The sequence below is a fragment of the Meridianimarinicoccus marinus genome, assembly GCF_040689105.1.
Lineage (GTDB): Bacteria > Pseudomonadota > Alphaproteobacteria > Rhodobacterales > Rhodobacteraceae > Meridianimarinicoccus > Meridianimarinicoccus marinus.
This window is the reverse complement of record NZ_JBFBVU010000001.1, coordinates 61241-85762: the sequence shown is the minus strand read 5'-3', so window position 1 is coordinate 85762 and position 24522 is coordinate 61241. Positions and strand designations below refer to the sequence as shown.

The 24522-nt window shown below is 66.4% G+C and carries 22 protein-coding genes; 6 read left to right on the top strand and 16 right to left on the bottom strand.

What is annotated here, in order from left to right:
• Nucleotides 1-100: 100 nt before the first annotated feature.
• The 3 genes from topA to AB0T83_RS00420 all read left to right on the top strand — a co-directional run bounded on the left by topA (nt 101) and on the right by AB0T83_RS00420 (nt 4401).
• The gene (topA, locus tag AB0T83_RS00430; protein ID WP_366190609.1) at nt 101-2827 is read left to right on the top strand and encodes a type I DNA topoisomerase; all 2727 of its coding nucleotides are present in this window, start codon (nt 101-103) and stop codon (nt 2825-2827) included.
• Between the two features lie 243 nt (nt 2828-3070).
• On the top strand, nt 3071-3775 hold the full coding sequence (locus AB0T83_RS00425; protein WP_366190607.1) for a CoA transferase subunit A: 705 nt from the start codon (nt 3071-3073) through the stop codon (nt 3773-3775).
• Entirely contained in the window at nt 3775-4401 is a 627-nt protein-coding gene (locus tag AB0T83_RS00420) for a 3-oxoacid CoA-transferase subunit B (RefSeq protein ID WP_366190605.1), read from the top strand. Before AB0T83_RS00425 ends, AB0T83_RS00420 begins: the two co-directional genes overlap by 1 nt.
• Before the next feature lie 2 nt (nt 4402-4403).
• On the opposite strand, the gene AB0T83_RS00415 is transcribed toward AB0T83_RS00420, so the two are convergent.
• Nucleotides 4404-5147, bottom strand: a complete 744-nt coding sequence (locus AB0T83_RS00415; protein ID WP_366190604.1) for a hypothetical protein — start codon at nt 5145-5147, stop codon at nt 4404-4406.
• 103 nt (nt 5148-5250) lie between these two features.
• Between AB0T83_RS00415 and AB0T83_RS00410 the strand changes: the two genes are divergently transcribed.
• From AB0T83_RS00410 to AB0T83_RS00400, 3 genes are read left to right on the top strand one after another with little or no spacing between them, the layout of a single operon-like run.
• Entirely contained in the window at nt 5251-7650 is a 2400-nt protein-coding gene (locus tag AB0T83_RS00410; protein ID WP_366190602.1) for a ligase-associated DNA damage response DEXH box helicase, read from the top strand.
• A gap of 49 nt (nt 7651-7699) precedes the next feature.
• Nucleotides 7700-8383 (top strand): ligase-associated DNA damage response endonuclease PdeM, encoded by a 684-nt coding sequence (gene pdeM, locus AB0T83_RS00405; RefSeq protein ID WP_366190600.1) that lies wholly within the window; start codon nt 7700-7702, stop codon nt 8381-8383.
• A complete protein-coding gene (locus AB0T83_RS00400) occupies nt 8380-8817 on the top strand; it encodes a PaaI family thioesterase (protein ID WP_366190599.1) in 438 nt (145 codons plus the stop codon). Before pdeM ends, AB0T83_RS00400 begins: the two co-directional genes overlap by 4 nt.
• 106 nt (nt 8818-8923) lie before the next feature.
• On the opposite strand, the gene folD is transcribed toward AB0T83_RS00400, so the two are convergent.
• From folD to AB0T83_RS00325, 15 genes are all read right to left on the bottom strand, one after another.
• Nucleotides 8924-9826: a bifunctional methylenetetrahydrofolate dehydrogenase/methenyltetrahydrofolate cyclohydrolase FolD gene (folD, locus tag AB0T83_RS00395; protein WP_366190597.1), complete on the bottom strand. Its 903-nt coding sequence runs from the start codon at nt 9824-9826 to the stop codon at nt 8924-8926.
• Nucleotides 9827-9907: 81 nt separating this feature from the next.
• Nucleotides 9908-10210 (bottom strand): chorismate mutase, encoded by a 303-nt coding sequence (locus tag AB0T83_RS00390; protein ID WP_366190595.1) that lies wholly within the window; start codon nt 10208-10210, stop codon nt 9908-9910.
• 74 nt (nt 10211-10284) lie between these two features.
• Nucleotides 10285-11961: a formate--tetrahydrofolate ligase gene (locus AB0T83_RS00385; RefSeq protein WP_366190593.1), complete on the bottom strand. Its 1677-nt coding sequence runs from the start codon at nt 11959-11961 to the stop codon at nt 10285-10287.
• A gap of 206 nt (nt 11962-12167) precedes the next feature.
• Entirely contained in the window at nt 12168-14087 is a 1920-nt protein-coding gene (gene ftsH / locus AB0T83_RS00380; protein ID WP_366190591.1) for an ATP-dependent zinc metalloprotease FtsH, read from the bottom strand.
• 70 nt (nt 14088-14157) lie between these two features.
• Complete coding sequence (gene tilS / locus AB0T83_RS00375; RefSeq protein ID WP_366190589.1) at nt 14158-15423, bottom strand: tRNA lysidine(34) synthetase TilS; 1266 nt, start codon at nt 15421-15423, stop codon at nt 14158-14160.
• The gene (locus AB0T83_RS00370; protein ID WP_366190587.1) at nt 15420-16232 is read right to left on the bottom strand and encodes a tetratricopeptide repeat protein; all 813 of its coding nucleotides are present in this window, start codon (nt 16230-16232) and stop codon (nt 15420-15422) included. The genes tilS and AB0T83_RS00370 overlap by 4 nt, the downstream gene beginning before the upstream one ends.
• Nucleotides 16229-16717, bottom strand: coding sequence for a peptidoglycan-associated lipoprotein Pal (gene pal, locus AB0T83_RS00365; protein WP_366190585.1), 489 nt, complete (start codon nt 16715-16717; stop codon nt 16229-16231). The genes AB0T83_RS00370 and pal overlap by 4 nt, the downstream gene beginning before the upstream one ends.
• Nucleotides 16718-16793: 76 nt before the next feature.
• Nucleotides 16794-18128 (bottom strand): Tol-Pal system beta propeller repeat protein TolB, encoded by a 1335-nt coding sequence (gene tolB / locus AB0T83_RS00360; RefSeq protein WP_366190583.1) that lies wholly within the window; start codon nt 18126-18128, stop codon nt 16794-16796.
• Nucleotides 18125-19144, bottom strand: coding sequence for a cell envelope integrity protein TolA (tolA, locus tag AB0T83_RS00355; RefSeq protein WP_366190581.1), 1020 nt, complete (start codon nt 19142-19144; stop codon nt 18125-18127). The genes tolB and tolA overlap by 4 nt, the downstream gene beginning before the upstream one ends.
• A 5-nt stretch (nt 19145-19149) precedes the next feature.
• On the bottom strand, nt 19150-19638 hold the full coding sequence (tolR, locus tag AB0T83_RS00350) for a protein TolR (RefSeq protein ID WP_366190579.1): 489 nt from the start codon (nt 19636-19638) through the stop codon (nt 19150-19152).
• A gap of 2 nt (nt 19639-19640) precedes the next feature.
• Nucleotides 19641-20309: a protein TolQ gene (gene tolQ / locus AB0T83_RS00345; RefSeq protein ID WP_193141832.1), complete on the bottom strand. Its 669-nt coding sequence runs from the start codon at nt 20307-20309 to the stop codon at nt 19641-19643.
• A gap of 87 nt (nt 20310-20396) precedes the next feature.
• Nucleotides 20397-20807, bottom strand: coding sequence for a tol-pal system-associated acyl-CoA thioesterase (gene ybgC, locus AB0T83_RS00340; RefSeq protein WP_366190577.1), 411 nt, complete (start codon nt 20805-20807; stop codon nt 20397-20399).
• Complete coding sequence (locus tag AB0T83_RS00335) at nt 20804-21778, bottom strand: cation efflux transmembrane domain-containing protein (protein WP_366190575.1); 975 nt, start codon at nt 21776-21778, stop codon at nt 20804-20806. The genes ybgC and AB0T83_RS00335 overlap by 4 nt, the downstream gene beginning before the upstream one ends.
• A gap of 66 nt (nt 21779-21844) precedes the next feature.
• Nucleotides 21845-23839: a hypothetical protein gene (locus AB0T83_RS00330; protein ID WP_366190573.1), complete on the bottom strand. Its 1995-nt coding sequence runs from the start codon at nt 23837-23839 to the stop codon at nt 21845-21847.
• Nucleotides 23836-24462 carry a hypothetical protein gene (locus AB0T83_RS00325; protein WP_366190571.1) on the bottom strand — a complete coding sequence of 209 codons (627 nt, stop codon included), beginning with the start codon at nt 24460-24462 and terminating at the stop codon, nt 23836-23838. The genes AB0T83_RS00330 and AB0T83_RS00325 overlap by 4 nt, the downstream gene beginning before the upstream one ends.
• Between the last annotated feature and the right edge of the window lie 60 nt (nt 24463-24522).

Here is a 24522-nt window from a genome sequence, read left to right as displayed (position 1 = left end):
GCGGGCCAACTGTCCCATATCCGCCTCATTGACAACCCTGCACCCTAGCCCACATCTAGCGGTCAACCTTTGAGTCTGCCCCAGTTTGGAGCCCCCGCGTATGCCGGTCGTTGTCGTCGAGTCCCCTGCCAAAGCCAAGACAATCAACAAATATCTGGGCGATGACTTCACCGTTCTGGCCTCGTACGGCCATGTGCGCGACCTGCCGCCCAAGGATGGCTCGGTCGATACCGACAACGATTTCGAGATGATCTGGGAGATCGGAAGCGACTCGCGCAAGCACGTCAAGGCCATCGCCGACGCCCTGAAGGACGACGACACGCTGATCCTCGCGACCGACCCCGACCGCGAGGGCGAGGCCATCAGCTGGCACCTGCAAGAGGCCCTGACCAAGCGCAAGGCGATCAAGAAAACCACTGCCGTCAGCCGCGTGGTCTTCAACGCGATCACAAAATCTGCCGTCACCGAGGCGATGAAGAACCCGCGCGACGTGGATGCACCGCTGGTCGAGGCTTATCTGGCCCGCCGCGCGCTGGACTATCTGGTGGGCTTCAACCTGTCGCCGGTGTTGTGGCGCAAGCTGCCCGGCGCAAAATCCGCCGGCCGGGTGCAATCGGTCTGCCTGCGCCTGATCGTCGAGCGCGAGATGGAGATCGAAGCCTTCAAGCCTCAGGAATACTGGTCGGTGCGCGCCGTCCTGGAAACTCCGCGCGGCCAGAGCCTTGAGGCGCGTCTGACGGTTCTGGGCGGCAAGAAGCTGGACAAGTTTGATCTGGCCACCGCCGAGGCCGCCGAACTGGCGGTGCACGCGGTGACCTCGCGCAGCCTGTCGGTGCAGTCGGTGGAGGCCAAACCGGCCAACCGCAACCCCTCGGCCCCGTTCATGACCTCGACCCTGCAACAGGAAGCCAGCCGCAAGTTCGGCTTCGGCGCGCGCCAGACCATGAGCCTTGCGCAGCGCCTGTATGAAGCGGGTTACATCACCTACATGCGGACCGATGGCATCGACATGGCCCCCGAGGCGGTGATGGCGGCGCGTGACGCGATCAAGGATCGCTACGGCGAGAACTACCTGCCCAAGTCGCCGCGCATGTACAAGAACAAGGCCAAGAACGCGCAGGAAGCGCACGAGTGTATCCGGCCCACCGACATGACCCGCGACGCCGGCACTCTGCGCGTCACCGACACCGACCAGCGCCGCCTGTACGACCTGATCTGGAAACGCACGCTGGCCAGCCAGATGGCCGCCGCCCGGATGGAACGGACCACCGTGGACATCGGCAGCGACGATGGCCAGGTGATGCTGCGCGCCACCGGCCAGGTCGTTCTGTTCGACGGGTTCATCAAGGTCTATGAAGAGGGCCGCGACGATGTGGCCGACGATGACGACAAGCGCCTGCCGCAAGTGGCCCAGGGCGACGCCATGAAGCTGTCCTCCGCCGCCCTGATCGCCGATTTCGATAAGGCCACCGGCAGCGGCGACGCTGTGACCGAAGCCCCCGACGGCCCGCGCCGCGCCAAGAGCGCGGTTCTGTCCGAAAACGGCGCGGTTCTGGGCCAGCAGCATTTCACCCAGCCGCCGCCGCGCTATACCGAGGCAACGCTGGTCAAGCGCATGGAAGAACTGGGCATCGGGCGGCCCTCGACCTATGCCTCGATCGTCACCACCATTCAGGACCGTGGCTATGTCACCAAGGATCGCAACCGCCTGATCCCCGAGGACAAGGGCCGGTTGGTGACGGCCTTCCTGATGAATTACTTCCGCAAATACGTTGGCTACGACTTCACCGCCGACCTGGAATCGCAGCTTGATGACGTGTCGGCGGGCGAACGGGCCTACAAGGAAGTGCTGGATCAGTTCTGGCGCGATTTCTCGGCCGCCATCGCGGAAACCTCCGAATTGCGCATCACCGAGGTGCTGGAAAAGATCAACGAGGTGCTGGAGCCGCATCTCTTCCCCCCCAAGGAAGACGGCACCGACCCGCGCCTGTGCCCCAACTGCGGCGCCGGTCGCCTGTCGATGCGCACAGCGCGCTCGGGCGGCGCCTTCATCGGCTGTTCGAACTACCCCGAATGCCGCTACACCCGCCCCTTCGGCCCGCCGCTGGAAGGCGAAGAAGCCGAACGCGCCATCCCGCCCGAAGGCAAGCTGCTGGGCACCGATGACGGCGATGAGATCCGGGTCTTCAAGGGCCGCTTCGGCCCCTACGTCCAGCGCGGCCCAGTGACCGAGGAACAACCCAAGCCGCCCCGCCAGTCAGTGCCCAAGGGCTGGTCGCCCGAAGACCTGACGCTGGAACAGGGGGTGAAGCTTCTGTCGCTGCCGCGCGAGATCGGCCCGCATCCCGAAGATGGGGTGACGATCTGGTCCAATATCGGGCGTTATGGCCCATACCTGAAACACGCCGAAACCATCTCGCACAAGGGCGGTACCAACGCCAACCTCGACGATGTGGAGGAGGTCTTCACCATCGGCATGAACCGCGCGGTGGAGGTTCTGGCCTCGAAACCCAAGCGCGGCAAACCGGCGGCCACCAAGCCGTTGAAGGAACTGGGCGAGCATCCGGACGGCGGTCCGGTGGCGGTGATGAAGGGGCGCTATGGGCCCTATGTCAAATGGGGCAAGGTCAACGCCACCCTGCCCGAAAGCATCGAACCCGACGCCATCACCATGGATCAGGCGCTGGAACTGATTTCGGCCAAGGCCGCGAAATCCGGGGGCCGGAAGCGGGCAGCACCCAAGAAGAAGGCCGCCGCGAAGAAAAAACCGGCGGCGAAGAAGACCGCCAAGAAGGCAGCAGCCACCTCCAACACCGACGAAGGGTGAACGCGTCCCCACGGCGGACCCCCTGTCGCGATGCGTCCCTGCCGGCGGTAACGTCCGGCAGGGACGCACCCCTATCCGCCTTCACAAGGTGAACGGCGCGCTTTTACGCCCCGCCCCTCTGCCAACGTCCGATGCGCTAATAAAATTGCGCGGCAAGCCCGCCGCGGCGCAGCATTGCGTTGACACGCCCCAAGCGGAACGTCACAACGATTGGGAACTGAAGGTGGAAGGGACGTTTTTTCCATGAAGAAAGTCTATGACTCGGCGTCTGAGGCGCTGGATGGGCTGCTGTCGGACGGCATGCTCATCGCCGCCGGAGGCTTTGGCCTTTGCGGCATCCCGGAACTTCTGATCGACGCCATCGTCGACAGCGGCGTGAAGGATCTGACCATTGCCAGCAACAACTGCGGCGTGGACGGATTCGGGCTGGGCAAGCTGCTGGACACCAAGCAGATCCGCAAGATGATGAGCTCCTACGTCGGCGAAAACGCGGAATTCATGCGCCAGTATCTGTCGGGCGAGTTGGAGCTGGAATTCAACCCGCAAGGCACACTGGCCGAGCGCATGCGGGCCGGCGGCTGCGGCATTCCGGGGTTCTACACCAAGACCGGCGTCGGCACCGTCATTGCCGACGGCAAGGAAGTGAAAAGCTGGGGCGGCGAGGATTATATCCTTGAAGAAGGCATCTTCGCGGACCTGTCCATCGTCAAGGCGTGGAAGGCCGATGACACCGGCAACCTGATTTTCCGCAAGACCGCGCGCAACTTCAACCCGCCAGCGGCCATGTGCGGCAAGATCTGCGTGGCAGAGGTGGAAGAGATCGTGCCACGCGGTTCGCTCGATCCCGACCACATCCACCTGCCGGGCATCTACGTGCACCGGGTCATCCAGGGCGAGCATGAAAAGCGGATCGAACAGCGCACCACGCGCAAGCGGGAGGAAGCGTAATGCCTTGGGATCGCAACCAGATGGCCGCGCGCGCGGCGCAAGAGCTTGAAGACGGCATGTATGTGAACCTCGGCATCGGGATCCCGACGCTGGTGGCCAACTATGTGGGCGACAAGGACATCACCCTGCAGTCCGAAAACGGCATGCTGGGCATGGGGCCGTTCCCGTTTGAGGGCGAGGAAGACCCGGACCTGATCAACGCCGGCAAGCAGACCATCACCGAGCTGGCGCGCACCTCGTATTTCGACAGCGCGACCTCTTTCGGGATGATCCGCGGCGGCAAGATCGCGGCGGCCATCCTGGGCGCCATGGAGGTGGCCGAGAACGGCGATCTGGCGAACTGGATGATCCCGGGCAAGCTGGTCAAGGGCATGGGCGGCGCCATGGATCTGGTGGCCGGGGTCGGCCGCGTGGTGGTGGTGATGGATCACACCAACAAGCATGGCGACAGCAAGGTGCTGAAAGAATGCACCCTGCCGCTGACCGGACGCGGCGTGGTGGATCGCATCATCACCAACCTGGGCGTTCTGGACGTGGTCGAAGGCGGTCTGAAGATCGTCGAACTGGCCGACGGCGTCACCGAGGACGAGATGCGCGCCGCGACCGAGGCCACGCTCGTCAACTGACCTCAGGCCCGGCGGCGGGCATCCGCCTGCTTCTGCGTTTCGGGCGCGCCCCCTGCCGGGCGCGTCTTTTCCGTTTCGCGCATCCAGACAGCGCGCGACGCCAGTTGCCCAAGGCTCGGCCCGCCGCCAGCCATGCCGATCCCGCAGATCCGGGCCATGGGCACCCGCAGTGGCAGCCACAACGGCGGCGGCAAGACGGTCATCCGCCCGCCGTGGGTGCGCAGCCGGCGTTTCATGCCCGGTGTCCCGTCCACCAACCAGCATTCGCGCGCGGCAAGGCACAGCGCCTCCCCGCTGCGCCGCCCGCCAATCAGGATGAAGCCTTTCGATCCGAACAGCGTGGGCAGCAAGTGTGCCTGCCGGATCCGGTCCAGCGGCATGTCGGCATCCGATCCCAGCACTTGCGCCTCGATCCCGAGGAAATCGCCCAGTGCTGCCAGCATCCCGGCCTGCGCCTGCCCCATCAGGTAGGTGATCCCCCCCAGCCGGTGATGGACAGCGATCTGCGACAGCAGATCCCGGTTCAGCGAGACCGGCACTTCAAGATTGGGCAGCGCCTCGGCCAGAGTGATCGCCGTCAGATCGGTGCGCCGCCCGTGCCAGTGGCGCCGCGTCATCCAAGGCGCGCGGCGCAGGGTGGTGCGCAGAATGCTGTGACACAGCCCCCGTTGCAGCAGCGCGCCATCCACATCCACCACCAGCGGCAGCGGCACGCGCCGGCCCATTGGTCCCCTGATACCGAACATCGTCACACCTTTCTGCGCGTCGGCCCCCGCCGCATCTCGCGCATCACCCGGTCTCAGGGTTAGGGTGCAAGGGTTGTGACTGTCTTACCAAAAGGCGCCGGACATGCTGCCCGCCCCATTAACGTCATGGTTTGGTAAACGCGGCTGGGCGCTGCATCCGCATCAGGCCGAGATGCTGGCGCAGGCGGCAAAGCCCGCGCTCCTGCTGGTCGCCCCCACCGGCGGCGGCAAGACGCTGGCCGGGTTCTTGCCCACGCTGGCCGAGCTGACCGAGGCCCCGCGCCCCGGTCTGCACACGCTCTATGTCTCGCCGCTCAAGGCCTTAGCCGCCGACATCAAGCGCAACCTGACCACGCCGATCACCGAGGCCGTCCTGCCGATCCGGGTCGAGGATCGCACCGGCGACACCACCGCCACGCAGAAAAGGCGGCAGCGCGCCGACCCGCCGCATATCCTGCTGACCACACCGGAAAGCCTTGCGGTGATGCTGTCCTACGAGGACGCCCCGCGCATTTTCAACGGGCTGCAACGGGTGATCGTGGACGAGATCCACGCGCTGGCCGAATCAAAACGCGGCGATCAGTTGATGCTGGGTCTGGCCCGGCTGCAAGGCCTCTGCCCGGACCTGCGCCGCGTTGGCCTGTCGGCCACGGTCGAGGATCCCGCCGCCATCGGTCGCTTTCTGGCCGCGCACCCGCAACCCTGTGAGATCCTGACCGCCGATCCCGGCCCCGATCCGGACATCGCCATGCTGGATCTGCCCGAGGCCCCGCCCTGGGCGGGTGGCGGCGGGCGCTATGCCATCCCGCAGGTGCTGGCGGCGGTGAAGGCGCACAAGACGACGCTGATCTTCCACAATACCCGCGCGCAGGCCGAGATCTTCTTTCACCACCTGTGGCTGGCCAATGACGACGGCCTGCCGATCGGCATCCACCACGGCTCGCTGGCCCGCGAACAGCGCCAGAAGGTCGAAGCCGCCATGGCCGCCGGCGCGCTGCGGGCCATTGTCTGCACCGGCTCTCTCGATCTGGGGATCGACTGGGGGGACGTGGATCTGGTGATCCAGATCGGCGCCCCCAAGAACGTCAAGCGACTGGTGCAGCGCATCGGACGGGCCAACCATCGCTGCAACGCGCCATCGAAGGCGCGGCTGGTGCCCGCCAACCGGTTCGAGGTGGTGGAATGCCAGGCCGCACTGGCCGCCGTGCGCGACCATGATCTGGACGGCGACCCGCGCGGACGCGGCCCCCGCGATGTGCTTTGCCAGCAGATCCTGATCGTGGCCTGCGCGGGCCCCTTCGACTCCGAAACCCTGTATGCGGAAGTCACCCGCGCCGGTCCCTATGCCGATCTGACCCGGCCCGAGTTCGACGCCTGTCTGGCGTTCTGCGCCACCGGCGGCTACGCCCTGCGCGCCTATGACCGCTGGCAGCGCCTGCAACAACGCCCCGATGGCCGTTGGCAGCTGCGTGACCCCCGCGCCGCCCGCCAGGTCCGCATGAACATCGGCACCATTCAGGACAGCGACACCCTGAAGGTACGCTTCCGGCACAGCCGCGGCGGCCCGCCACTGGGCGAGGTCGAAGAGGCTTTCGCCGCCACCCTCACCCCCGGCGACACCTTCCTGATCGGCGGGCGCACCGTGCGCTACGAAGGGCTGCGTGAAATGGTGGTCGAGGTCAGCCGTGGCGATGGGCGCAAGCCGAAACTGGCGGTCTTCTCGGGCACCAAATTCGCCACCTCGACCCAGCTTTCCGCCCGCATCCTGTCCATGTTCCAACAGGCCGACTGGCCCGAATTGCCCGCCCACACCGCCGCCTGGCTGGCCCTGCAACGGCAGGTCTCGGCCCTGCCCGAAGCCGACCGCCTGCTGATCGAAAGCTTCCCCCACGACGGCCGAGCCCACACTTGCGTCTACGGCTTTGCCGGGCGCAATGCCATGCAGACGCTGGGCCTGCTGCTGACCGGCCGGATGGAGGCCATGGGCCTCGCCCCCATGGGCTTCGTCGCCAGCGACTACGCGGTGTTGATCTGGGGGCTGGATCCGCTGACCGACCCGGCGCCGCTGTTTCAGGGCGACAACCTGCGCGCCGGTTTCGAGACATGGCTGGCGGGAAACGCGGTGATGAAACGCACCTTCAAGGCCAGCGCGGTAATCTCGGGCCTGATCGACCGCCAGACCATGGGTCAGCGCAAATCGGGCCGGCAGGCGACGTTTTCGTCCGATATCCTGTACGATACCCTGCAAAAATACGACCCCGACCACCTATTGATGCAAATCACCCGCGAAGAGGCGCTGCGCGGGCTGGTCGACTTCGGCCGCATCGAAGAGATGATCGCCCGTACCCGTGGCCGTATCGACCATCGCGTGCTGGACCGGATCACCCCGTTGGCCGCTCCCCTGCTGCTGGAGGTTGGCAAGGTGCCGGTGCAAGGTGCCGCGCAGGACCGGCTGCTGGCCAGCGCGGCTGACGAATTGCTGAGCGCGGCGGGGCTGGCATGAGGCCACCGAATCTCTTGCGCAGGACCCTGCACCGATGCCAGAACGAAGCATGAACGATCATCACTTCTCCTTCCACGGCGCGGCCCTGCGCGCCCGCCCCTCCGGTGCGCTCTGGTGGCCCGCTGAACACCTGCTGGTGGTGTCGGACCTGCACCTTGGCAAATCCGACCGCATCGCGCGGCGCGGCGGCTCGATGTTGCCGCCCTACGAAAGCCACGACACGCTGGCACGGCTGGAGACAGAACTGGACCGCACCGGCGCCCGCCGGGTGATCTGCCTGGGCGACAGTTTCGACGACCGCACTGCGGCGCGGGATCTGGAAGAAGATCTCACCCTCTGGCTCACCCGCCTGATCGCCGGGCGCGACTGGACCTGGGTCGAGGGCAACCATGACCCCGGGCCGCTGGAGCTGCCCGGCACCCATCGCGCGGAAACCAGCCTCGGCCCCCTCAGCTTCCGCCATATCGCCACCCCGGCCAGCGGCGAGGTCTCGGGCCATTACCACCCCAAGGCGCGGCTGGGCCTGCGCGGCACCTCGGTCTCGCGCCCCTGCTTTCTGGTCGACAGCGCCCGGATCATCCTGCCGGCCTTCGGCACCTACACCGGCGGCTTGCCCAGCACCGCGCCGGAACTGGACCGGCTGATGGGCCCTGAGGCCCGCGCCATCCTGACCGGCAAATCCGCCCACGCGGTCCCCATGCCGCGCCGCAAACAGAAGTCCTGCCCCGCATGACCACAGCCCTGCCCGCAGCGGTCGAACAGGCAATCCGCGCCAGCTTTGACCGCCAGACCCTGATGCACAGCTTCGGTGCACGGCTGACCGGCCTTGCCCCCGGCCACTGCGAAATCACCGCACCGATCCTGCCGACGGCCCTGCAACAGCACGGGCACGGCCATGCCGGGCTGACCTTCGCGCTTGGCGACAGCGCGGCGGGCTATGCTGCCCTTTCCACGTTGCCCGAGGGCAGCGAGGTGCTGACGGTCGAGATGAAGATCAACCTGCTCGCCCCGGCGCGCGGCACGGCGATGGTCGCCACCGGCAGGGTCATCCGCCCGGGCCGCCTCCTGATCGTGGTGCAGGCCAGTGTCGCCGCCCTTCAGGACGACGGCAGCAAGATCGAAATTGCTCTGCTGCAAGGCACCATGATCCCAGTGCCTGTAGCCTGACGAACTGACCTGCAATTTTTCTTGGCAAAAATACTCCCGCCGGAGGCACCCTCCCCGCACCAGAGACCCAGCTGCCAGACCAAAGCCGACCACCGCCGCCACAGGCTCAGGCGGTCAGCCCCTCCGGCTCGGGCAGACCGGCGGCCCGGCAGGTCGCGGTCAGGGTGTTGGCCAGCAGGCAGGCGATGGTCATCGGTCCGACCCCGCCCGGCACCGGGGTGATCGCTCCGGCAATCTCGGCGCAGCTGTCGAACTGGCAATCGCCCACCAGCCGCGTCTTGCCGTCGCCCTTCTCCGGGGCGGGCACGCGGTTGATGCCGACGTCGATCACGCTGGCGCCGGGCTTGATCCAGTCGCCCGGCACCATCTCGGGGCGGCCCACGGCGGCCACCACGATGTCGGCGCGGCGCACCACTTCGGGCAGATCCTTCGTGCGCGAATGCGCGATGGTCACCGTGCAACTGTCGCCCAGCAGCAGTTGCGCCATCGGCTTGCCGACGATGTTCGACCGCCCGATCACCACCGCATCCATCCCCGACAGCGATCCATGATGTTCGCGCAGCATCATCAGGCAGCCCAGCGGCGTGCAGGGCACCATGGCCTTCTGCCCGGTGCCCAGCAGCCCGACGTTCGAGATATGAAACCCGTCCACATCCTTGGCCGGGTTGATGGCGTTGAGCACCGCCTCCTCGTCCAGATGATCCGGCAGAGGCAGTTGCACCAGGATGCCATGCACCGAAGGGTCGGAGTTCAACTGCTCCACCAGCGCCATCAGGGTCTCCTGATCGGTCTCCGCCGGCAGTTTGTGCTCGAATGAGGCCATCCCGACCTCGACCGTCTGTTTGCCCTTGGAGCGCACATAGACCTGGCTTGCAGGGTCCTCCCCCACCAGCACGACGGCCAGACCGGGGGTCAGACCGTGCACCTCTTTCAGCCGCGCCACATGCTCGGCCACCTGGCCCCTGACCCTGGCCGCGAAAGCCTTGCCGTCGATGATCGTCGCTGCCATGCGATGTCCTTCTCTCGTCACCGCCGAACCCCGTCCGGCCCTCGTCAAAACGCGCCGGGGCCGCCCGGCGCCCGTACACTCTCAGCCGCCGTCATCGCCCAAAACGCGTGCCTCGCGGGCAATCGACCAGTCGATCAACTGCCGCCAGAGCGTCTCCAGCAGGTCGGGATCGACGCCGTTGCGCGTGGCCTCGGCCCGCACCTTGGCCACCACATCCTCGACCCGGTCGGGGATGCGGGCGGGCAACCCTTCGGCGGGTTTCAGGGCGATGGCGCGGTCGATGCAGGCCTGCCGCCGCGCCAGCAGCCGCACAAGCTCGCGGTCCAGCCCGTCGATGACCACCCGCAGCTCGGTCATGGTCTGGCAGTCGGCTGGGTCTTGCATGGCGGCGGCGCTCCGAAACTGGCTTCTGCCCGCTTCTACAACGCCGTTTCCAGACGCACCACCGGCCAAATCGCTCAGAACAGCCCGTCGATCTGGCCGGCATCGTTCAGCATGATGGCCTCGGCGCTTGGCACGCTGGGCAGGCCCGGCATGGTCATGATTTCGCCGCAGATCACCACGATGAACCCGGCCCCGGCGGACAGGCGCACCTCGCGCACCGGCAGCGAATGGCCGGTGGGCGCACCGCGCAGGTTCGGGTCGGTCGAGAAACTGTACTGGGTCTTGGCCATGCACACCGGCAGGTTTCCGAACCCGGCCTCTTCCCAGGCGCGCAGCTGGTCGCGGATCTTCTTGTCGGCCAGAACCTCGTCGGCGCGATAGATGCGCTTGGCGATGGTTTCGATCTTCTGGAACAGCCGCATGTCGTCGGGATAAAGCGGCGAGAACTGCGACACGCCACTGTCGGCGATCTGGGCCACCCGTGTGGCCAGCCCGGTGATCCCGGCCGACCCTTCGGCCCAATGCCTGCACACATGCGCCTCGGAGCCCTGCGTGCGGACGTAATCCAGCACCGCCTGCACCTCGGCCTCGGTATCGCCGGTGAAATGGTTGATCGCCACCACCACCGGCACGCCGAAGGATTTCAGATTGCCGATGTGACGGCCCAGGTTGGCGCAGCCCGCCTTGACCGCGTCGACATTCTCGGCCCCCAGATCCACTTTGGCCACGCCGCCGTTCATCTTCATCGCCCGCACCGTGGCCACCAGCACCACGCAGTCGGGCGCCAGCCCGGCCTTGCGGCACTTGATGTTCATGAACTTCTCGGCCCCTAGATCGGCGCCGAACCCGGCCTCGGTGACCACGTAATCGGCCAGTTTCAGCGCCGTGGTGGTGGCCACGACCGAATTGCAGCCATGGGCGATATTGGCAAAGGGGCCACCGTGGACGAAGGCCGGGTTGTTTTCCAGCGTCTGCACGAGGTTCGGCTGCATTGCCTGCTGCAACAGCACCGTCATCGCACCGTCGGCCTTGATGTCGCGGCAGTAGATCGGCGCGCGGTCGCGGGTATAGGCGACGATGATATCGCCCAGCCGCCGCTGCAGATCGTCCAGATCGTTGGATAGGCACAGGATCGCCATCACCTCGGAGGCGACGGTGATGTCGAACCCGGTCTGGCGCGGAAAGCCGTTGGACACCCCGCCCAGCGAGGTGACGATGTCCCGTAGCGCCCGGTCGTTCATGTCCATGACCCGGCGCCAGACCACCCGCCGCTCGTCGATCTCCAGCTTGTTGCCCCAGTAGATGTGATTGTCGATCATCGCCGACAGCAGGTTGTGGGCCGAGGTGATGGCGTGGAAATCGCCGGTGAAATGCAGGTTCATGTCCTCCATCGGCACCACCTGTGCATAGCCGCCGCCCGCGGCCCCGCCCTTCATCCCGAAACACGGCCCCAGCGAGGCCTCGCGAATGCAGATCGCCGCGTTCTTGCCGATGGCGTTCAGCCCGTCGCCCAGCCCCACGGTGGTGGTGGTCTTGCCCTCGCCCGCCGGCGTCGGGTTGATGGCGGTGACGAGGATCAGCTTGCCGTTGGGGCGATCCTGTACTCCGGCGATGAACTCAGCCGCCACCTTGGCCTTGTCATGGCCGAAGGGGATCAGACTGTCTTCGGGAATGCCCAGCCCCGCCCCGATCTGTTGAATGGGTTTCTTGCTGGCTTCCCGTGCGATTTCGATGTCGGTCTTGAAACCCATGTCCTGTTCTCCGCCCTGATCTTCCCGGCGCTGGCGCGCCCCTGCCTCCAGCCATACTGCGCCTGACCCCGGCGGGGAGGCGCATTTCCGACATGGCGAAAATGGGATGCGCCAGATTTGCCCGTACCGCGCCGTACCGGCGCAAAAAAAGACCCCCCGCGGCCCGGTGGGGCAGCGAGGGGTCGAATTGTCGGGTCCGGTGGGGATCAGCTCGAAGGTTCAGGCTCCATCCCGTTCTCGCCGCCGGGCTTGTTGCGCGGTTTGGTCTTGGGAATGGCGGTAATCGACGGCGCATTGCCCGAAGGCGTGTTGTCGTCATCCTCGCCCCGGTTCAGCGGCTCGCCTGCCATCGCCTTGGTGATCTCCGACCCGGTCAGGGTCTCGTATTCCAGCAGCGCCTCGGCCAGACGATGATGCTCTTCGGCATGCTCTGTCAGGATGCGCTTGGCCACCTCATAGCCTTCGTCCACCAGCTTGCGCACTTCCTCGTCGATGCGCCGCTGTGTTTCCGGCGAGACGTTCGACTGGCCCTGGTACGGTCCCAGGAAGCTTTCCTGTTCGTTGGCATAATCGATATTGCCCAGGTCGTCCGAGAAGCCGAACTGGGTCACCATGGCCCGCGCGATGCGCGACACCTGCTGAATGTCCGATGCCGCGCCCGAGGTCACGTTTTCCTTCCCGAAGATCAGCTCCTCGGCCACCTTGCCGCCCATCGCCATGGCGATCTTGGACTTGTACTTGGTGTAGGTGACGCTCAGCTGATCGCGTTCCGGCAGCGACATCACCAGACCCAGCGCCCGGCCGCGCGGGATGATCGTCGCCTTGTGGATCGGATCATGCTGCGGAACATACAGCCCCACCACCGCGTGCCCGGCCTCGTGATAGGCCGTCAGCTTCTTTTCGTCCTCGCTCATGACCATGGATCGGCGCTCGGCCCCCATCATCACCTTGTCCTTGGCGCTTTCGAAATCCTCCATGGTCACGAAGCGCCGTCCGACGCGCGCCGCCATCAGGGCTGATTCGTTCACGAGGTTGGCCAGATCGGCACCCGAGAAGCCCGGCGTGCCGCGCGCGATGATGCGCAGATCCACGTCGGGGCCCAGCGGCACCTTGCGGGCGTGCACACCCAGAATTTTCTCGCGGCCCTTGATGTCGGGATTGGGTACCTGCACCTGACGGTCGAAGCGGCCAGGACGCAGCAGCGCCGGGTCCAGCACGTCGGGACGGTTGGTGGCCGCGACGATGATGATGCCCTCGTTGGCCTCGAAGCCGTCCATTTCGACCAGCAACTGGTTCAGGGTCTGTTCGCGCTCGTCGTTGCCGCCGCCATAGCCCACGCCACGGGACCGGCCCACGGCGTCGATCTCGTCGATGAAGACGATGCAGGGGGCGTTTTTCTTGGCCTGTTCGAACATGTCACGAACGCGTGAGGCGCCGACACCGACGAACATTTCCACGAAATCCGAGCCCGAAATGGTGAAGAAGGGCACGCCCGCTTCGCCCGCGATGGCGCGTGCCAGCAGCGTCTTACCGGTGCCCGGAGGGCCGACCAGCAGGGCGCCTTTCGGGATTTTGCCGCCCAGACGGGAAAATTTCTGCGGATTGCGCAGGAATTCGACGATTTCTTCCAGTTCTTCCTTGGCCTCGTCGATGCCCGCCACGTCGTCGAATGTGACACGCCCGTGCTTTTCGGTCAGCAGCTTGGCCTTGGATTTGCCAAAGCCCATGGCGCCACCGCGTCCACCGCCCTGCATCCGGTTCATGAAGTAGATCCAGACGCCGATCAGCAGCAGGAATGGCAGGAAGGTCATCAGCAGGGTTGTGAAGCCCGACTGCTCCTGCGGGCGCGCGCTGACGGCGACCTCGTTGACGATCAGCATGTCGGCGACCTGGCTGCCCTGGGGCACGATCGTGACATAGTCCTGCCCGTCATTGCCGCGGAACAGAACCTTCTCGCCATCCAGGGTGACAGAGCTGACCTCTTTGTTTTCGACAGCCTGCACGAAGTCGGAATAGCTGATCGACCGCGACGACATCGTCGACTGGCCACCCGAGAACAGGTTGAACAGCGCAAGAATCAGCAGGAACAGCACCACCCAGAAGGCGATATTACGAGCGTTTCCCAAGGGGATCTCCTTTGTGGATGCGGCAATGGCCGCAAGTCTTCCCCTTAAGATAAGGAACCCACGCGCCAGTTCAATCAGGTTTCAGCACTGCGGCGAACGCGGTTAACCTTGATTGGGCCGTGGCGCGCCATTGCGGCGCCCCTGTTTGGGCCCCCGGAACCGCCGGCGCGGCCAGCAGATCGCCGTCCCACCACAGGCCCGGAAGCGCCTGCGCCACCGCGAAGGGAAGCCCCATTTCGCGCCATTGCGGGAAGCGCGCAAGGCCGGGTTCGCCCAGCGGCGCGACGATGATCTCCGGGTCGAAAGCGCCCTCGATCTTCCAGCGGCCATCCCACAGGCTGACCGGCAGCGGTTCGGGGGGCAAAGCCGAGGGTTCGCGGGTGATCCACAGCCGCCCGCGCGCCGGCACCAGAAGACAGCCGTGCAGGGCCGCGACCTTGCCCGCCGCCGCCTGTGCATCGGCCTGTTGCAGCGCCGACAGGCGGGGGCGGTAGGCGGTGCCTGCAATGGTGCACAGCGCCCCGGACAGCAGCCGCCAGCGGGTCTCGTCAGGCAGATCCGCCAGCCCGGCGGCGTCAAGATGCAGCACCCCGGCCTCGGATCCGGCCAACCGGGCGGCGGCTGTAACGGCCAGATCCGCCAGAACCGCGCGGGCGGCGGCCATGCGGGTGGCGGTTTCGGCCAACCGGTCGACCTCCAGCCCCGGCAGCGGCGGGTCGGCCAGCAGCGCCCGTGCGCGCACCCGGTCGAAGCGACGGTCGGCATTGCTGGGATCTTCCGCCCAGGACTGATCGCGCCGGGTCAGTTCATCCCGCAACTCGGCCCGCCGGACCTGCAACAGCGGGCGCAACCAGGTGACACCGCGCGCCGCATCGGGACGGTTTGGCGCCATCGCCGACAGCCCATCGACGCCCGAGCCGCGCGCCAGCCGCAGCAGCACGGTTTCCGCCTGATCGTCGCGGGTGTGGGCCAGCGCCACCTGCGCGATGCCGCGCTGCCGCGCCCAGCCGGCGATCAGGTCCAGCCGCGCGGTGCGGGCCCGCGCCGCCAGATTGCCGCTGTCGCCGTCCGCATCGGTCCAGCGCAGGATGTCATGCGGAAGGTTCAAGTTTCGCGCGGCCTGCTGCACCAGCGCGGCCTCGTCGGCGGCTTCCGGGCGCAACCCGTGATCCACGGTGACCACCGCCAGATCACAGGCGTTCCCGCGCGCCCAGTCAGCCAGCAGATGCAACAGCGCCATGGAATCGCCGCCGCCCGAGACCGCCACGCCGATCCTTTGCGGCGCGCCCTGCGGCAGCGCCGCCAGCGCCGCCGCCAGCCGCGCCGCAGGGGTCACGAGCAGCTCAGGCCGCTCAACCGCGATTCGGCCTGCGTGGCCGCCGTGGTGCCCGGAAACCCGGCCACGACCTGGCCCAGGGTGATGCAGGCTTCAGGGGTCTGGCCCAACCCGGCCAGCGTGTCGCCCAGCTTGAACAGCGCCTCGGCGGCAAGGCCGGGGTTTTCCAACTCGGCCAGCGTGTAGCTTTCCAAGTAGGCGCGGCCCGCTTGCGTGGGATTGCCAAGGGCCGCCAGCGCGTCGCCCCGGAACAGTTGCGCCTCGGCGGCCAGCGGGCTGCGCGGATAGGTGTCGACGAACCGGTTCAGCGCTTCATAGGCATCGGCGGGCGTGCCTTCCTTTGCCAGTTTCAGCGCGGCGTCGAAATCGGCCTGCTCGCCCACCGCCAGTTCAACCTCGGCGGGCGGCGGCACCGGATCGTTGGGCAGGGGCAGTTCGCCGCCCAGCGGCGGGGTCTGGCCCAGGGCGCCCAGATCGCCGCCTTCCAGTTCGGTCAGGCGAAACTCCAGATCGCCGATGCGGTTGGTGCCATCCTGCACGATGCGGTCGATGCGATGCACCATTTCCTCGCTTTGGGCGGTCAGACGCTGCAACTCGGCCTCGATCGCGTCCAATCGGGCCAGCGGCCCCTGCCCCAGCCCGCTGCCGCCCATGGCGGTGCCGGTGGTGGACAATTCGCGCCGCAGGCCGTCGATCTCGACCTTCAGCACGGTCAGATGCTGGCGGATGTCGGCCAGCGTGGCGGCCCGATCCTGCGCCAGCAGTGCACCGGGCCAGAGGATCAGCGCCAGCGCGAAGGCGCGGATCATGAGGTGCCCCCGGCGGTCAGCACCGTGACGGCGCGGCGGTTTTTCTCATAGCAGGCCTCTTCCGAGCAGATCTCCAGCGGGCGTTCCTTGCCATAGGTCAGGGTCCGGATGCGGCCCGGCGCGACCCCGGCTTCGACCAGCTGGTCGCGCACGGCGGTGGCGCGGCGGGCGCCCAGGGCAAGGTTGTATTCCCGCGTGCCCTGTTCATCCGCATGGCCCTCGACCACGGCGGTATAGGCGCCGTTGGCGGTCAGCCATTTGGCCTGCTGGTTCACCGTGGCGCGGGCGCTGTCGGTCAGCACCGCCTGATCGACCTGGAACAGCACGCGGTCGCCCACGGTCTGCTGGAAATAGGCCACCGAACTTGGGTCAGCGGCACTGCCCGGCGCGGCGGTCTGCCCGGTGCCCGTACCGCCGAACGGATCGGAACAGGCGGCCAGCGCCACCAGCGCGCAAAGGGGAAGCAGTCGGGCAAATCGGGTCATGGGACAGGTCCTGAAATCAAGCGGTGACGTTTGGCGGGCAGGCTAGCAGCGCGCGGTGCGGATGCAAATGCGCAGGTTAATCAAGAAGCGGCGACCAGGCCGGGTCCGAGGCCGCGCCGGGGGTCTTGACCCGCCGCAGGTTGCGCCCGGTGATATCGACGGAATAGAGCGACGGCTCGCCCCCCGCCCCGGCGGTCTCGCGAGTAAACATCACCACGCGGCCATTGGGCGCCCAGGTCGGGCCTTCGTCCAGGAACGAGGCGGTCAGCAGCCGTTCCTCGGACCCGTCCACCCGCATCACGCCGATGTGGAACCGGCCCCGGTTCTGCTTGGTGAAGGCGATCAGATCGCCGCGCGGCGACCATACCGGCGTGCCATAGCGGCCCTGCCCGAAGGAAATCCGCCGCGGCTCTCCACCGCCTGCCGGCATGACGTACAGTTGCGGGCTGCCGGAACGGTCGGATTCAAAGACGATCTGCGACCCGTCCGGCGAATAGCTGGGCGCGGTCTCGATCGACGGGGCGGTGGTCAGACGTTGGCGTTCTCCGCCGTTGAGAGGCAGGGAGTAAATATCCGTGTTGCCGCCTACGGCCATCGAGAACAGCACGCTTTTGCCGTCCGGTGCGTAGCGCGGCGAGAAGGTCATGCCCTCGGGCTGGCCTTCCAGCGGGCGGCTTTCCAGCGTCCGCGTGTCCAGCCGCGTCACCTGCGGGAACCCGGTGGCGTAGGAGGTATAGAGAACTTCCGAGCCATCCGCCGAGATCCGCGGCGCCAGCACCAGCGTCTGGCTGTCGGTCAGGAAGCCCTGGTTCTCGCCATCGTAATCCATCACCGCCAGCCGCTTCTGGCGGGCGTTCTTTGGGCCGGTTTCGGAGACGAAGACCACGCGGCTGTCGAAATAGCCGCCCTCGCCGGTGATCCGCGAATAGACCTGATCGGCAACCTTGTGGCCCAGCCGTCGCCAGGCGTTGGCGGTGCCGGTGAATTGCAACCCCTCGCCCAAGGGGGCCTCGGAGAACGTGTCGAACAGGCGGAATTTCACCGTGATCCGGTCGCCCTGCACGGTCACCGCCCCGGTCACCAGACCCTGCGCGTTGATCGCCTTCCAGTCGGCGTATTGCACCGGCGTGTTGAAATTGGTCACCTGCGAGATGAAGGCGGTTTCGGAAATCGGACGGAACAGCCCGCTGCCCTCCAGATCCGAGGCCACCACGGCGGTGATGTCGCGCGCCAGTTGCGGGGCGGCGTTGCCTTCGACCACGAAGGGCGCGATGGCGATGGGCAGGGGTTCGATCACGCCTTCAGTGATCTCGATCCTGAGCGGCCCCTGCCCGGTCTGGGCATGGAGCGGAGCGGAGAACAGGGCCAGAAGGGTGGTGGCCAGAACGGCCAGAACACGGGTCCGGGTCATTTGCGGCGCATCCTTTCGGGGTTGAAGGTCATCTCGATGGTTTGCCACTGGTCGTACTTCTCGGGCGGCAGGTCGAACGGCTGGCAGCGCAGGATCGCGCGGCGCGCGGTTTCATAGGCCTGCTGGGCCGCCGTGTCTCCGCCCCCCTCGTATGACACCATCCGCAGGTTCGAGGGGCGTCCGTCAAGCCCCATCTCCATCGCGACCACCACCGTGACCTTGGCCGCATCGGTGCCCAGCGAGGAAAAGTTCCAGCATTGACCGACGGCCACGCGCAGTCCTTCCCGCTCGCCTTGCGTCAGCGGCGGGCCGGAAGCGGCGGGGGCCGTAGGGGTCTCGGCCTCGGTTTCCGGCGTGCCCAGAGCCTCGGCCAGGGCGGCGGCGACGGGGTCTTGGGCGGCGGGCTGTTCGGGGGCGGGGTCGGCGGGCGCAGGTTCGACGGGCGCGGGATCGGGCTGCGGGTCCGGCTGCGGCGGGCGGCGGCGTGGCACCTGCACGGTGACCGGCGCCAGTGCGGTTTCCGTGGCCTCGGTCACGATCTCGGGGGCGGCGGCCTCGGGGGCGGTGGCCTCCTGCTCCTCGGCCTCCACGGCCTCGGGGGCGGGTTCGGGCACGGCTTCCACCGCCTCCTGCCGCTCGGGCGCTTCCGGCAGATCCTCGGGCAATTGCGGCTGTGGCACCGGGGCGACCCGGTCCACCGGCGGCGGTGCGGGCAGATCGGGCAGCGGTTCGGCCTCGGGCAGCGGCTCCGGCTCCGGAACGGGATCGGACGGCGCGGGCGTTTCGGGCAGCGCATCGGCGGCAGGCGCCGCGGCGATCTCGGGGGCCGAAGCAGCCTCGAACGGCGCCGGGGTGTCCACCAGCGCGCCGGGGCTGAGCGTCGCGGCATCGATCAGGGTCACATCCACCGCGCCCAGCGGCTCGGGCGGGGTCTGTCCGGCAAAGGGCCAGCCCACCAGCGCCACGAGGATCAGCGCCCCATGCCCGCCCAGCGAGAATTTGAGACCGGTCTGCATCGGCCCTACGGGGCGTCCGCAGAGGTGCCGTCCAGCAAGGGCCCGCCGGGGTCCGTCACCAGCCCGATCTTGCCGAACCCGGCGGCGTTCAGCGCGCCCATGACCTGCATGACAACGCCATAGTCGATGGCGCCATCGGCGCGCAGATAGATCTGGTCATCGCTGCGTTCGGCGGCGATGGCGCGCAGCTTGGGGATCAGCTGATCGGCCGGGGTCTGGGTGGTCTGGATCATCAGGCGGCCATCGGAGGCGATGGTGATGGTCAGCGGTTCCTCGTCCTGCGCCGGCAGCGGGGTTGCGGCGGTTTCGGGCAGCTTGATCGGCACGCCCACGGTCATCAGCGGCGCGGCCACCATGAAGATGATGAGCAGCACCAGCATGACATCGACGAAGGGCGTGACGTTGATTTCGGACATCGGCGCGGCAGAGCGCGCCCGGCGGCGCCGGCCCTTGCGGGCGCTGGGGCCGCCGTCATCAAGAAGCTGGGCGCCCATGCTCAGGCACTCTCGCGCGACAGAAGCGTGGCAAATTCATCGGCGAACACCTCGTAGCCGCCCACCAGCCGCGCACTTTCGGACGTCAGCTTGTTGTAGAAGATCACCGCCGGGATGGCCGCCAACAGGCCGATACCGGTGGCCAGCAGCGCCTCGGAGATGCCCGGCGCCACCACCGCAAGATTGGTGGACTGGCTGACCGCGATCTGTTCGAAACTGTGCATGATGCCCCAGACCGTGCCGAACAGCCCGATGAAGGGCGCGGTCGATCCCACGGTGGCCAGAAACGGCAGACCCGCGTTCAGACGCTCGGCCTCCCGCGCGATGGCCACATCCATGTTGCGGTCGATGCGCATCGAGGCGCCGGGGATCATCGCGCCATCGGTCTTGTAGCTGCGCTGCCATTCCGTCATGCCGGCCACGAAGATCCGCTCGGGGGCGTTGCGCGGCTTGTCGGCAACGTCGGAATAAAGCCCGTCCAGCGGCTCGCCCGACCAGAAGGCGCGGTCGAATTTCTTCGCGGCGCGCTTGGCGCTGCGGAACGCGAGATGCTTCTGGATGATGATGGCCCAACTGTAGACCGAAGCGGCCAGCAGCAGCAGCATGACGAGCTTTACCGTCAGGGTGGCGCGGGCGAACAGCGCCCAGAGCGTGAAGTCGATCGGGTCCATGAATTCTGCCTGTATTCGCGCGGCTCTGCGGCCGGTCGGGTTGCGCCAGTCTACTCGAACCGGGCAGACTTGGCTATGACAAGCGCGTTATTCAAGCACCCGGTCAAGCCGCGCGCAAAGATCCGCCGGAACACGGGTGGGCTTGCCGTCCTCGGTCATCGCCGCAAGGGTGACCTGCGCCCGAAACAGCGTATCGCCGTCGCGCAGCACGGTCTGGGTCATGAAGATGCGCGCGCCCCTGATGGCCGACAGACGGGTTTCCACGGTCAGCAGATCGTCGAACACGGCGGGCGCCAGATAGTCGGCCTCGACCCGCCGGGCGGCGAAGACGACGCCGGTCTGGGCCTTGTAGGCCCCCTGATCGACACCGCGCGTGCGCAGGAACTCGGTCCGGCCGCGTTCGATGAATTTCAGGTAGTTGGCGTAATAGACGATGCCCGCAAGGTCGGTGTCTTCATAGTAGACGCGGATCTGGATCTGGTCGGCGGTCTGGGTCACGCGGGGGCCTCGGTCGGGTCGGGACGGATCTGGGCCAGCGACAGGTCGCGGCCCTCTTCGGTGGGCACCAGAACGCAATCGACGCGCCCCAGCACCGGGTACAGCGCCTTTTTGACCGCATGGGTGGCCGCGTCAACCCGTCGGCCCGTGACCGGCCGGGCGGGCCGCACGTACAGGATCATCTGGAAGCGCCGGCCCTGCTTGATCAGCGAGATCTCGCGGATGTTCATCCCCAGCGACGCCAGCGCCGGGATGATGGCTGTTTCGGCGGAGGCCAGAACATCCGGCGCGGCGGTCACCCCCGCCAGTTCAGCCAGCCCGCCGCGGAATTCGCGCCAGTACATGCTGATCGAGATGCCGCACAGGAAGATGACCACCAGCGAATCCATGATCGGCGCCATCCAGGCCAGCGGTGTGGTGGACAGATACGGCCCCAGCGACAGCCCGGCCCCGGCGGCCAGGGTGATGAATCCGTCATAGCGCGCCGCCAGCATCTCCAGCCGCAGAATGTCGCTGATGCGTCCACTGCGGACCCAGGCCCGGTAGTGGATCAGGGCCAATGCCAGGCAGGTGGCGCAGATCCCCACGAAATAGACGACGATCACATTGAAGTTCAGCGGCGGCATCTCGGCCCCGGCGGCGTAGCGGGCGATGTTCATGGCGGCACTGGTGATGCCGAACATCACCAGCCCCAGCAGCAGAAGCGAGCGGAAGGTCTGGTAGATGGATTCGTCCACCGCATAGCCCATGGGCCGATTGTCATCGGCCCCGCGCCGGGTGTTGCTGCTGATCCGGATCGCCACGATGGCCGACAGGAACCCGACCATCGAGAACAGCCCGTCCACCAGCAGCGCCTGCGAGTTCGACAGCCAGGCCGCCAGCACGCCTGCGATGGCCATGCCGAGGTTGGCCCATTTGCCAACCCGCAAGGCGCGCTGTTCCAGCCGAAAGGCGGCGGCATCTGCCTGCATGGTGTGTGCTCCCCAAAATTCAGCGCAGGCTACGGGGCGCGGGCCGGACTGGCAATCTGCGACCGCTCAATCAGACTTGATCAGCCCCGAGAACCCGGCCACTGCCAACAGCGACAAGCCCCAGCCCGCGATGATGTGGAGCCAGAGATACCATCGTGCCCAGTCTGCTTCCCGTTCATCCGGAATCCAGTGAGTCTGCATCTCCAGATCCACAAGCGGAAACAGCGTGTCCATCGAATACCAGAACGCGCTGAACTTGGGATAGGCCGCGGCCTCTGGCTGACGCTCAAAACACGCCAATTGGCTGGCATCATGGCTGCGCCATCGCAATTGCGGCATCTCGGGACCGGCCAGATAGTCTTGACTGCAGGCAGCCCACTCGGCACTGCGCAGCACGACGGCGTTGTTGGGCTTGATGGCGTCTTGGTCCACAGCCGTCTGAAACAGAAACCAACCCAGCCCCAGAAACCCCAACAACCAGAGCATGGCCCGGAACGGCGCGCGACCATAGCCCGTCGTTCCAGCCAACAGCCCGTCACCTACCGTCAAGACAATCCGCTTGAGCCGACCAACCCGCTGGCGCCGATCCAAACGCTGCAACCGCTCCCTTTCGATCAGAACGGTGCGCGCATCGTCCTGATGGCCCATGTCACGAAACACTTTTGCAAGCTGTTCATAGGGTTGGGGTTTGAAGGGTTCCCCTTCGCGACATTGGCGGCTCAGCCACTCCAGTCGCTCCTTGGCTGAAAGCGCCGTGGAGTAAATCGCATCATAGCGAAACCCGTCAAAAGCCAGATGCCCCGCCGCTGGCCAGCAGTGCAGATCATCAATAACCGCAGAGACACGAGCATTCGTCAGAACAAGGCTCTCGGCAACTATCCCATCGCCCCGCAAGATAAAGCCGCCCTCGGCCTCCAACGCTTGCGCGAAAAGCGCTGCCCTGCCTCCCCCCGCAGTGAATTTTCCGCCCGTGCAGTCCAAATCCCCGCCCAGCGCCGCCCCGGCAAATTTTAGCGTACCCGTACTCGTCACTCTCGTTAGAAATACACAGCCTTTGACTTCCAACCCATCAGCGACCAGTGCAGTCCCGCGGTCCCGCGCCGTGAATTGCCCTTCGGTGCAGTTTAGATCCCCTCCGAGCTTGGCCCCATCAAAGCGCAATTCGCCTTTGCTATTCGCGCTTTGCAGAAAAGCGCTGCCCTTGGCAGCCATCCGGTCCGCGAACAACGTGGTCCCGTTGTTCCCGGCAACGAACCGCCCGCCAAATGAGTCCAAATCCCCACCTAACTCCGCTCCCAAAAGACGAACTGTTCCCTTGATATTCGCGCCACGCAAAATAACATCGCCCCGGGCGTCAAGGCCATCGGCCGAAAGTGCGTCGCCTGACTTGCCGGCTCTTAGTTTGGCGCCCCCGCAATCCAAATTTCCACCCACCTTGGCACCTAGTAAGCGGACTTCCCCGTTGGCTGTTGCGCCTTTGAAGAAGAAACTGCCTGCAACTTGAAGACGATCTGCGGCTAGTGCGTCACCAGTTTTCCCAGCTTGAAACTGCGCGCCCTTACAATTCAAATCACCTCCGAGCGTAGCGCCGGAAACAAAGACCTCGTCTTTTGAGATCAAATAGCGAAGGAAAACAGAGCCCGTTGCATGGAGGCGATCAGCTTGTAATCCATTCGCGAGGTGGCAGCGGTTCAAGCCAAGGGATTGCACAGAGGACCCTCGCAGCACGACTACGTCGGGAATGCGACAAGCAATCAACCAAAGGTCACCGGCCAAAGCACAGCCAGACAAATCCATGCCGGGCGTCTCGGCCTCGGGCGTTGGGTCATCCCCTTCAATGAAAGCCCCGAAGAGTCGCAATCCGCGGGGACTGGGATGGCAGTCCTCGCAGCCCCCCAAGGCAAGATAGGCAATGAAGCTGGCGCGGATGCGCACGGCGTGCGGGGCATCCTCGGGCGGCAGAGTGTCCGAGATGATCACCAGATGCCCGGTGTGCACCTCCTCCCGCAGTTTCTGTTCTGCGGGCCATAGCTCTCCGAATTCCGCCAAGGTGCGTTTCATCGGGTCTGCATCCTTGCAAACAGGCGCAGGGCGTGGCTGGGGTCCTGGGCGCTGGCGGGCAGCACCGGGTCATAGGCGGCGCGCAGCAGGGCGCCGATCTCGGGGCGCAGGATGGTGTGGCCGGTGTCGGGCACCACCGCCAGCGGCGACATTTGCCGGAACGCGGTGTCGGACCACAGCAGCATCGATTGCACCACCTGGCTGAGCGCCAGGGTCTCCGCCGGCACCGCCGAAAGCTCCGCATCCATGCGTAGGAAGACGAAACACGCCTTGATCGCGCCGTCCGTGTCGAAGCGGAAGATGCGGTACTGGTTGGCCCCGGCCTGTTGCAGGCGGTCGACCAGCGGGCCGAGGTCGGGGATCATCTTGTCGAGGTTGGGTGTCTCGGTCAGTTCCGCCCAGTCGCGGAAGAAGAAGATCATCAGGTTGGCGCCAAGCTCGGGATCGGTCTCGGCCAGCTTGTGATCGGCCAGGGCGACCACGGCCTCAAGCGCGCCTTTCAGCACCGGCAGGGTCTCTTCGGTCACGCCGAAGATCACCGGCGCGATGGGGCGCCCCCAGCGGGCGAAGGCGAAACTGTCGTCGGAGCGGGTGAACAGGGCGGTCAGGGCTTGCGGTGTCATGGCCGCGTTATGCGAAGGCAAGCGCGGTCTGGCAAGCGGGATGCCGTCAGATTTCGTGCC

Coding starts and splice junctions, on each gene's coding strand:
- topA (WP_366190609.1), top strand. CDS start 101: ATGCCGGTCGTTGTCGTCGAGTCCCCTGCCAAAGCCAAGACAATCAAC.
- AB0T83_RS00425 (WP_366190607.1), top strand. CDS start 3,071: ATGAAGAAAGTCTATGACTCGGCGTCTGAGGCGCTGGATGGGCTGCTG.
- AB0T83_RS00420 (WP_366190605.1), top strand. CDS start 3,775: ATGCCTTGGGATCGCAACCAGATGGCCGCGCGCGCGGCGCAAGAGCTT.
- AB0T83_RS00415 (WP_366190604.1), bottom strand. CDS start 5,147: ATGTTCGGTATCAGGGGACCAATGGGCCGGCGCGTGCCGCTGCCGCTG.
- AB0T83_RS00410 (WP_366190602.1), top strand. CDS start 5,251: ATGCTGCCCGCCCCATTAACGTCATGGTTTGGTAAACGCGGCTGGGCG.
- pdeM (WP_366190600.1), top strand. CDS start 7,700: ATGAACGATCATCACTTCTCCTTCCACGGCGCGGCCCTGCGCGCCCGC.
- AB0T83_RS00400 (WP_366190599.1), top strand. CDS start 8,380: ATGACCACAGCCCTGCCCGCAGCGGTCGAACAGGCAATCCGCGCCAGC.
- folD (WP_366190597.1), bottom strand. CDS start 9,826: ATGGCAGCGACGATCATCGACGGCAAGGCTTTCGCGGCCAGGGTCAGG.
- AB0T83_RS00390 (WP_366190595.1), bottom strand. CDS start 10,210: ATGCAAGACCCAGCCGACTGCCAGACCATGACCGAGCTGCGGGTGGTC.
- AB0T83_RS00385 (WP_366190593.1), bottom strand. CDS start 11,961: ATGGGTTTCAAGACCGACATCGAAATCGCACGGGAAGCCAGCAAGAAA.
- AB0T83_RS00370 (WP_366190587.1), bottom strand. CDS start 16,232: ATGATCCGCGCCTTCGCGCTGGCGCTGATCCTCTGGCCCGGTGCACTG.
- pal (WP_366190585.1), bottom strand. CDS start 16,717: ATGACCCGATTTGCCCGACTGCTTCCCCTTTGCGCGCTGGTGGCGCTG.
- tolB (WP_366190583.1), bottom strand. CDS start 18,128: ATGACCCGGACCCGTGTTCTGGCCGTTCTGGCCACCACCCTTCTGGCC.
- tolA (WP_366190581.1), bottom strand. CDS start 19,144: ATGCAGACCGGTCTCAAATTCTCGCTGGGCGGGCATGGGGCGCTGATC.
- tolR (WP_366190579.1), bottom strand. CDS start 19,638: ATGGGCGCCCAGCTTCTTGATGACGGCGGCCCCAGCGCCCGCAAGGGC.
- tolQ (WP_193141832.1), bottom strand. CDS start 20,309: ATGGACCCGATCGACTTCACGCTCTGGGCGCTGTTCGCCCGCGCCACC.
- AB0T83_RS00335 (WP_366190575.1), bottom strand. CDS start 21,778: ATGCAGGCAGATGCCGCCGCCTTTCGGCTGGAACAGCGCGCCTTGCGG.
- AB0T83_RS00330 (WP_366190573.1), bottom strand. CDS start 23,839: ATGAAACGCACCTTGGCGGAATTCGGAGAGCTATGGCCCGCAGAACAG.
- AB0T83_RS00325 (WP_366190571.1), bottom strand. CDS start 24,462: ATGACACCGCAAGCCCTGACCGCCCTGTTCACCCGCTCCGACGACAGT.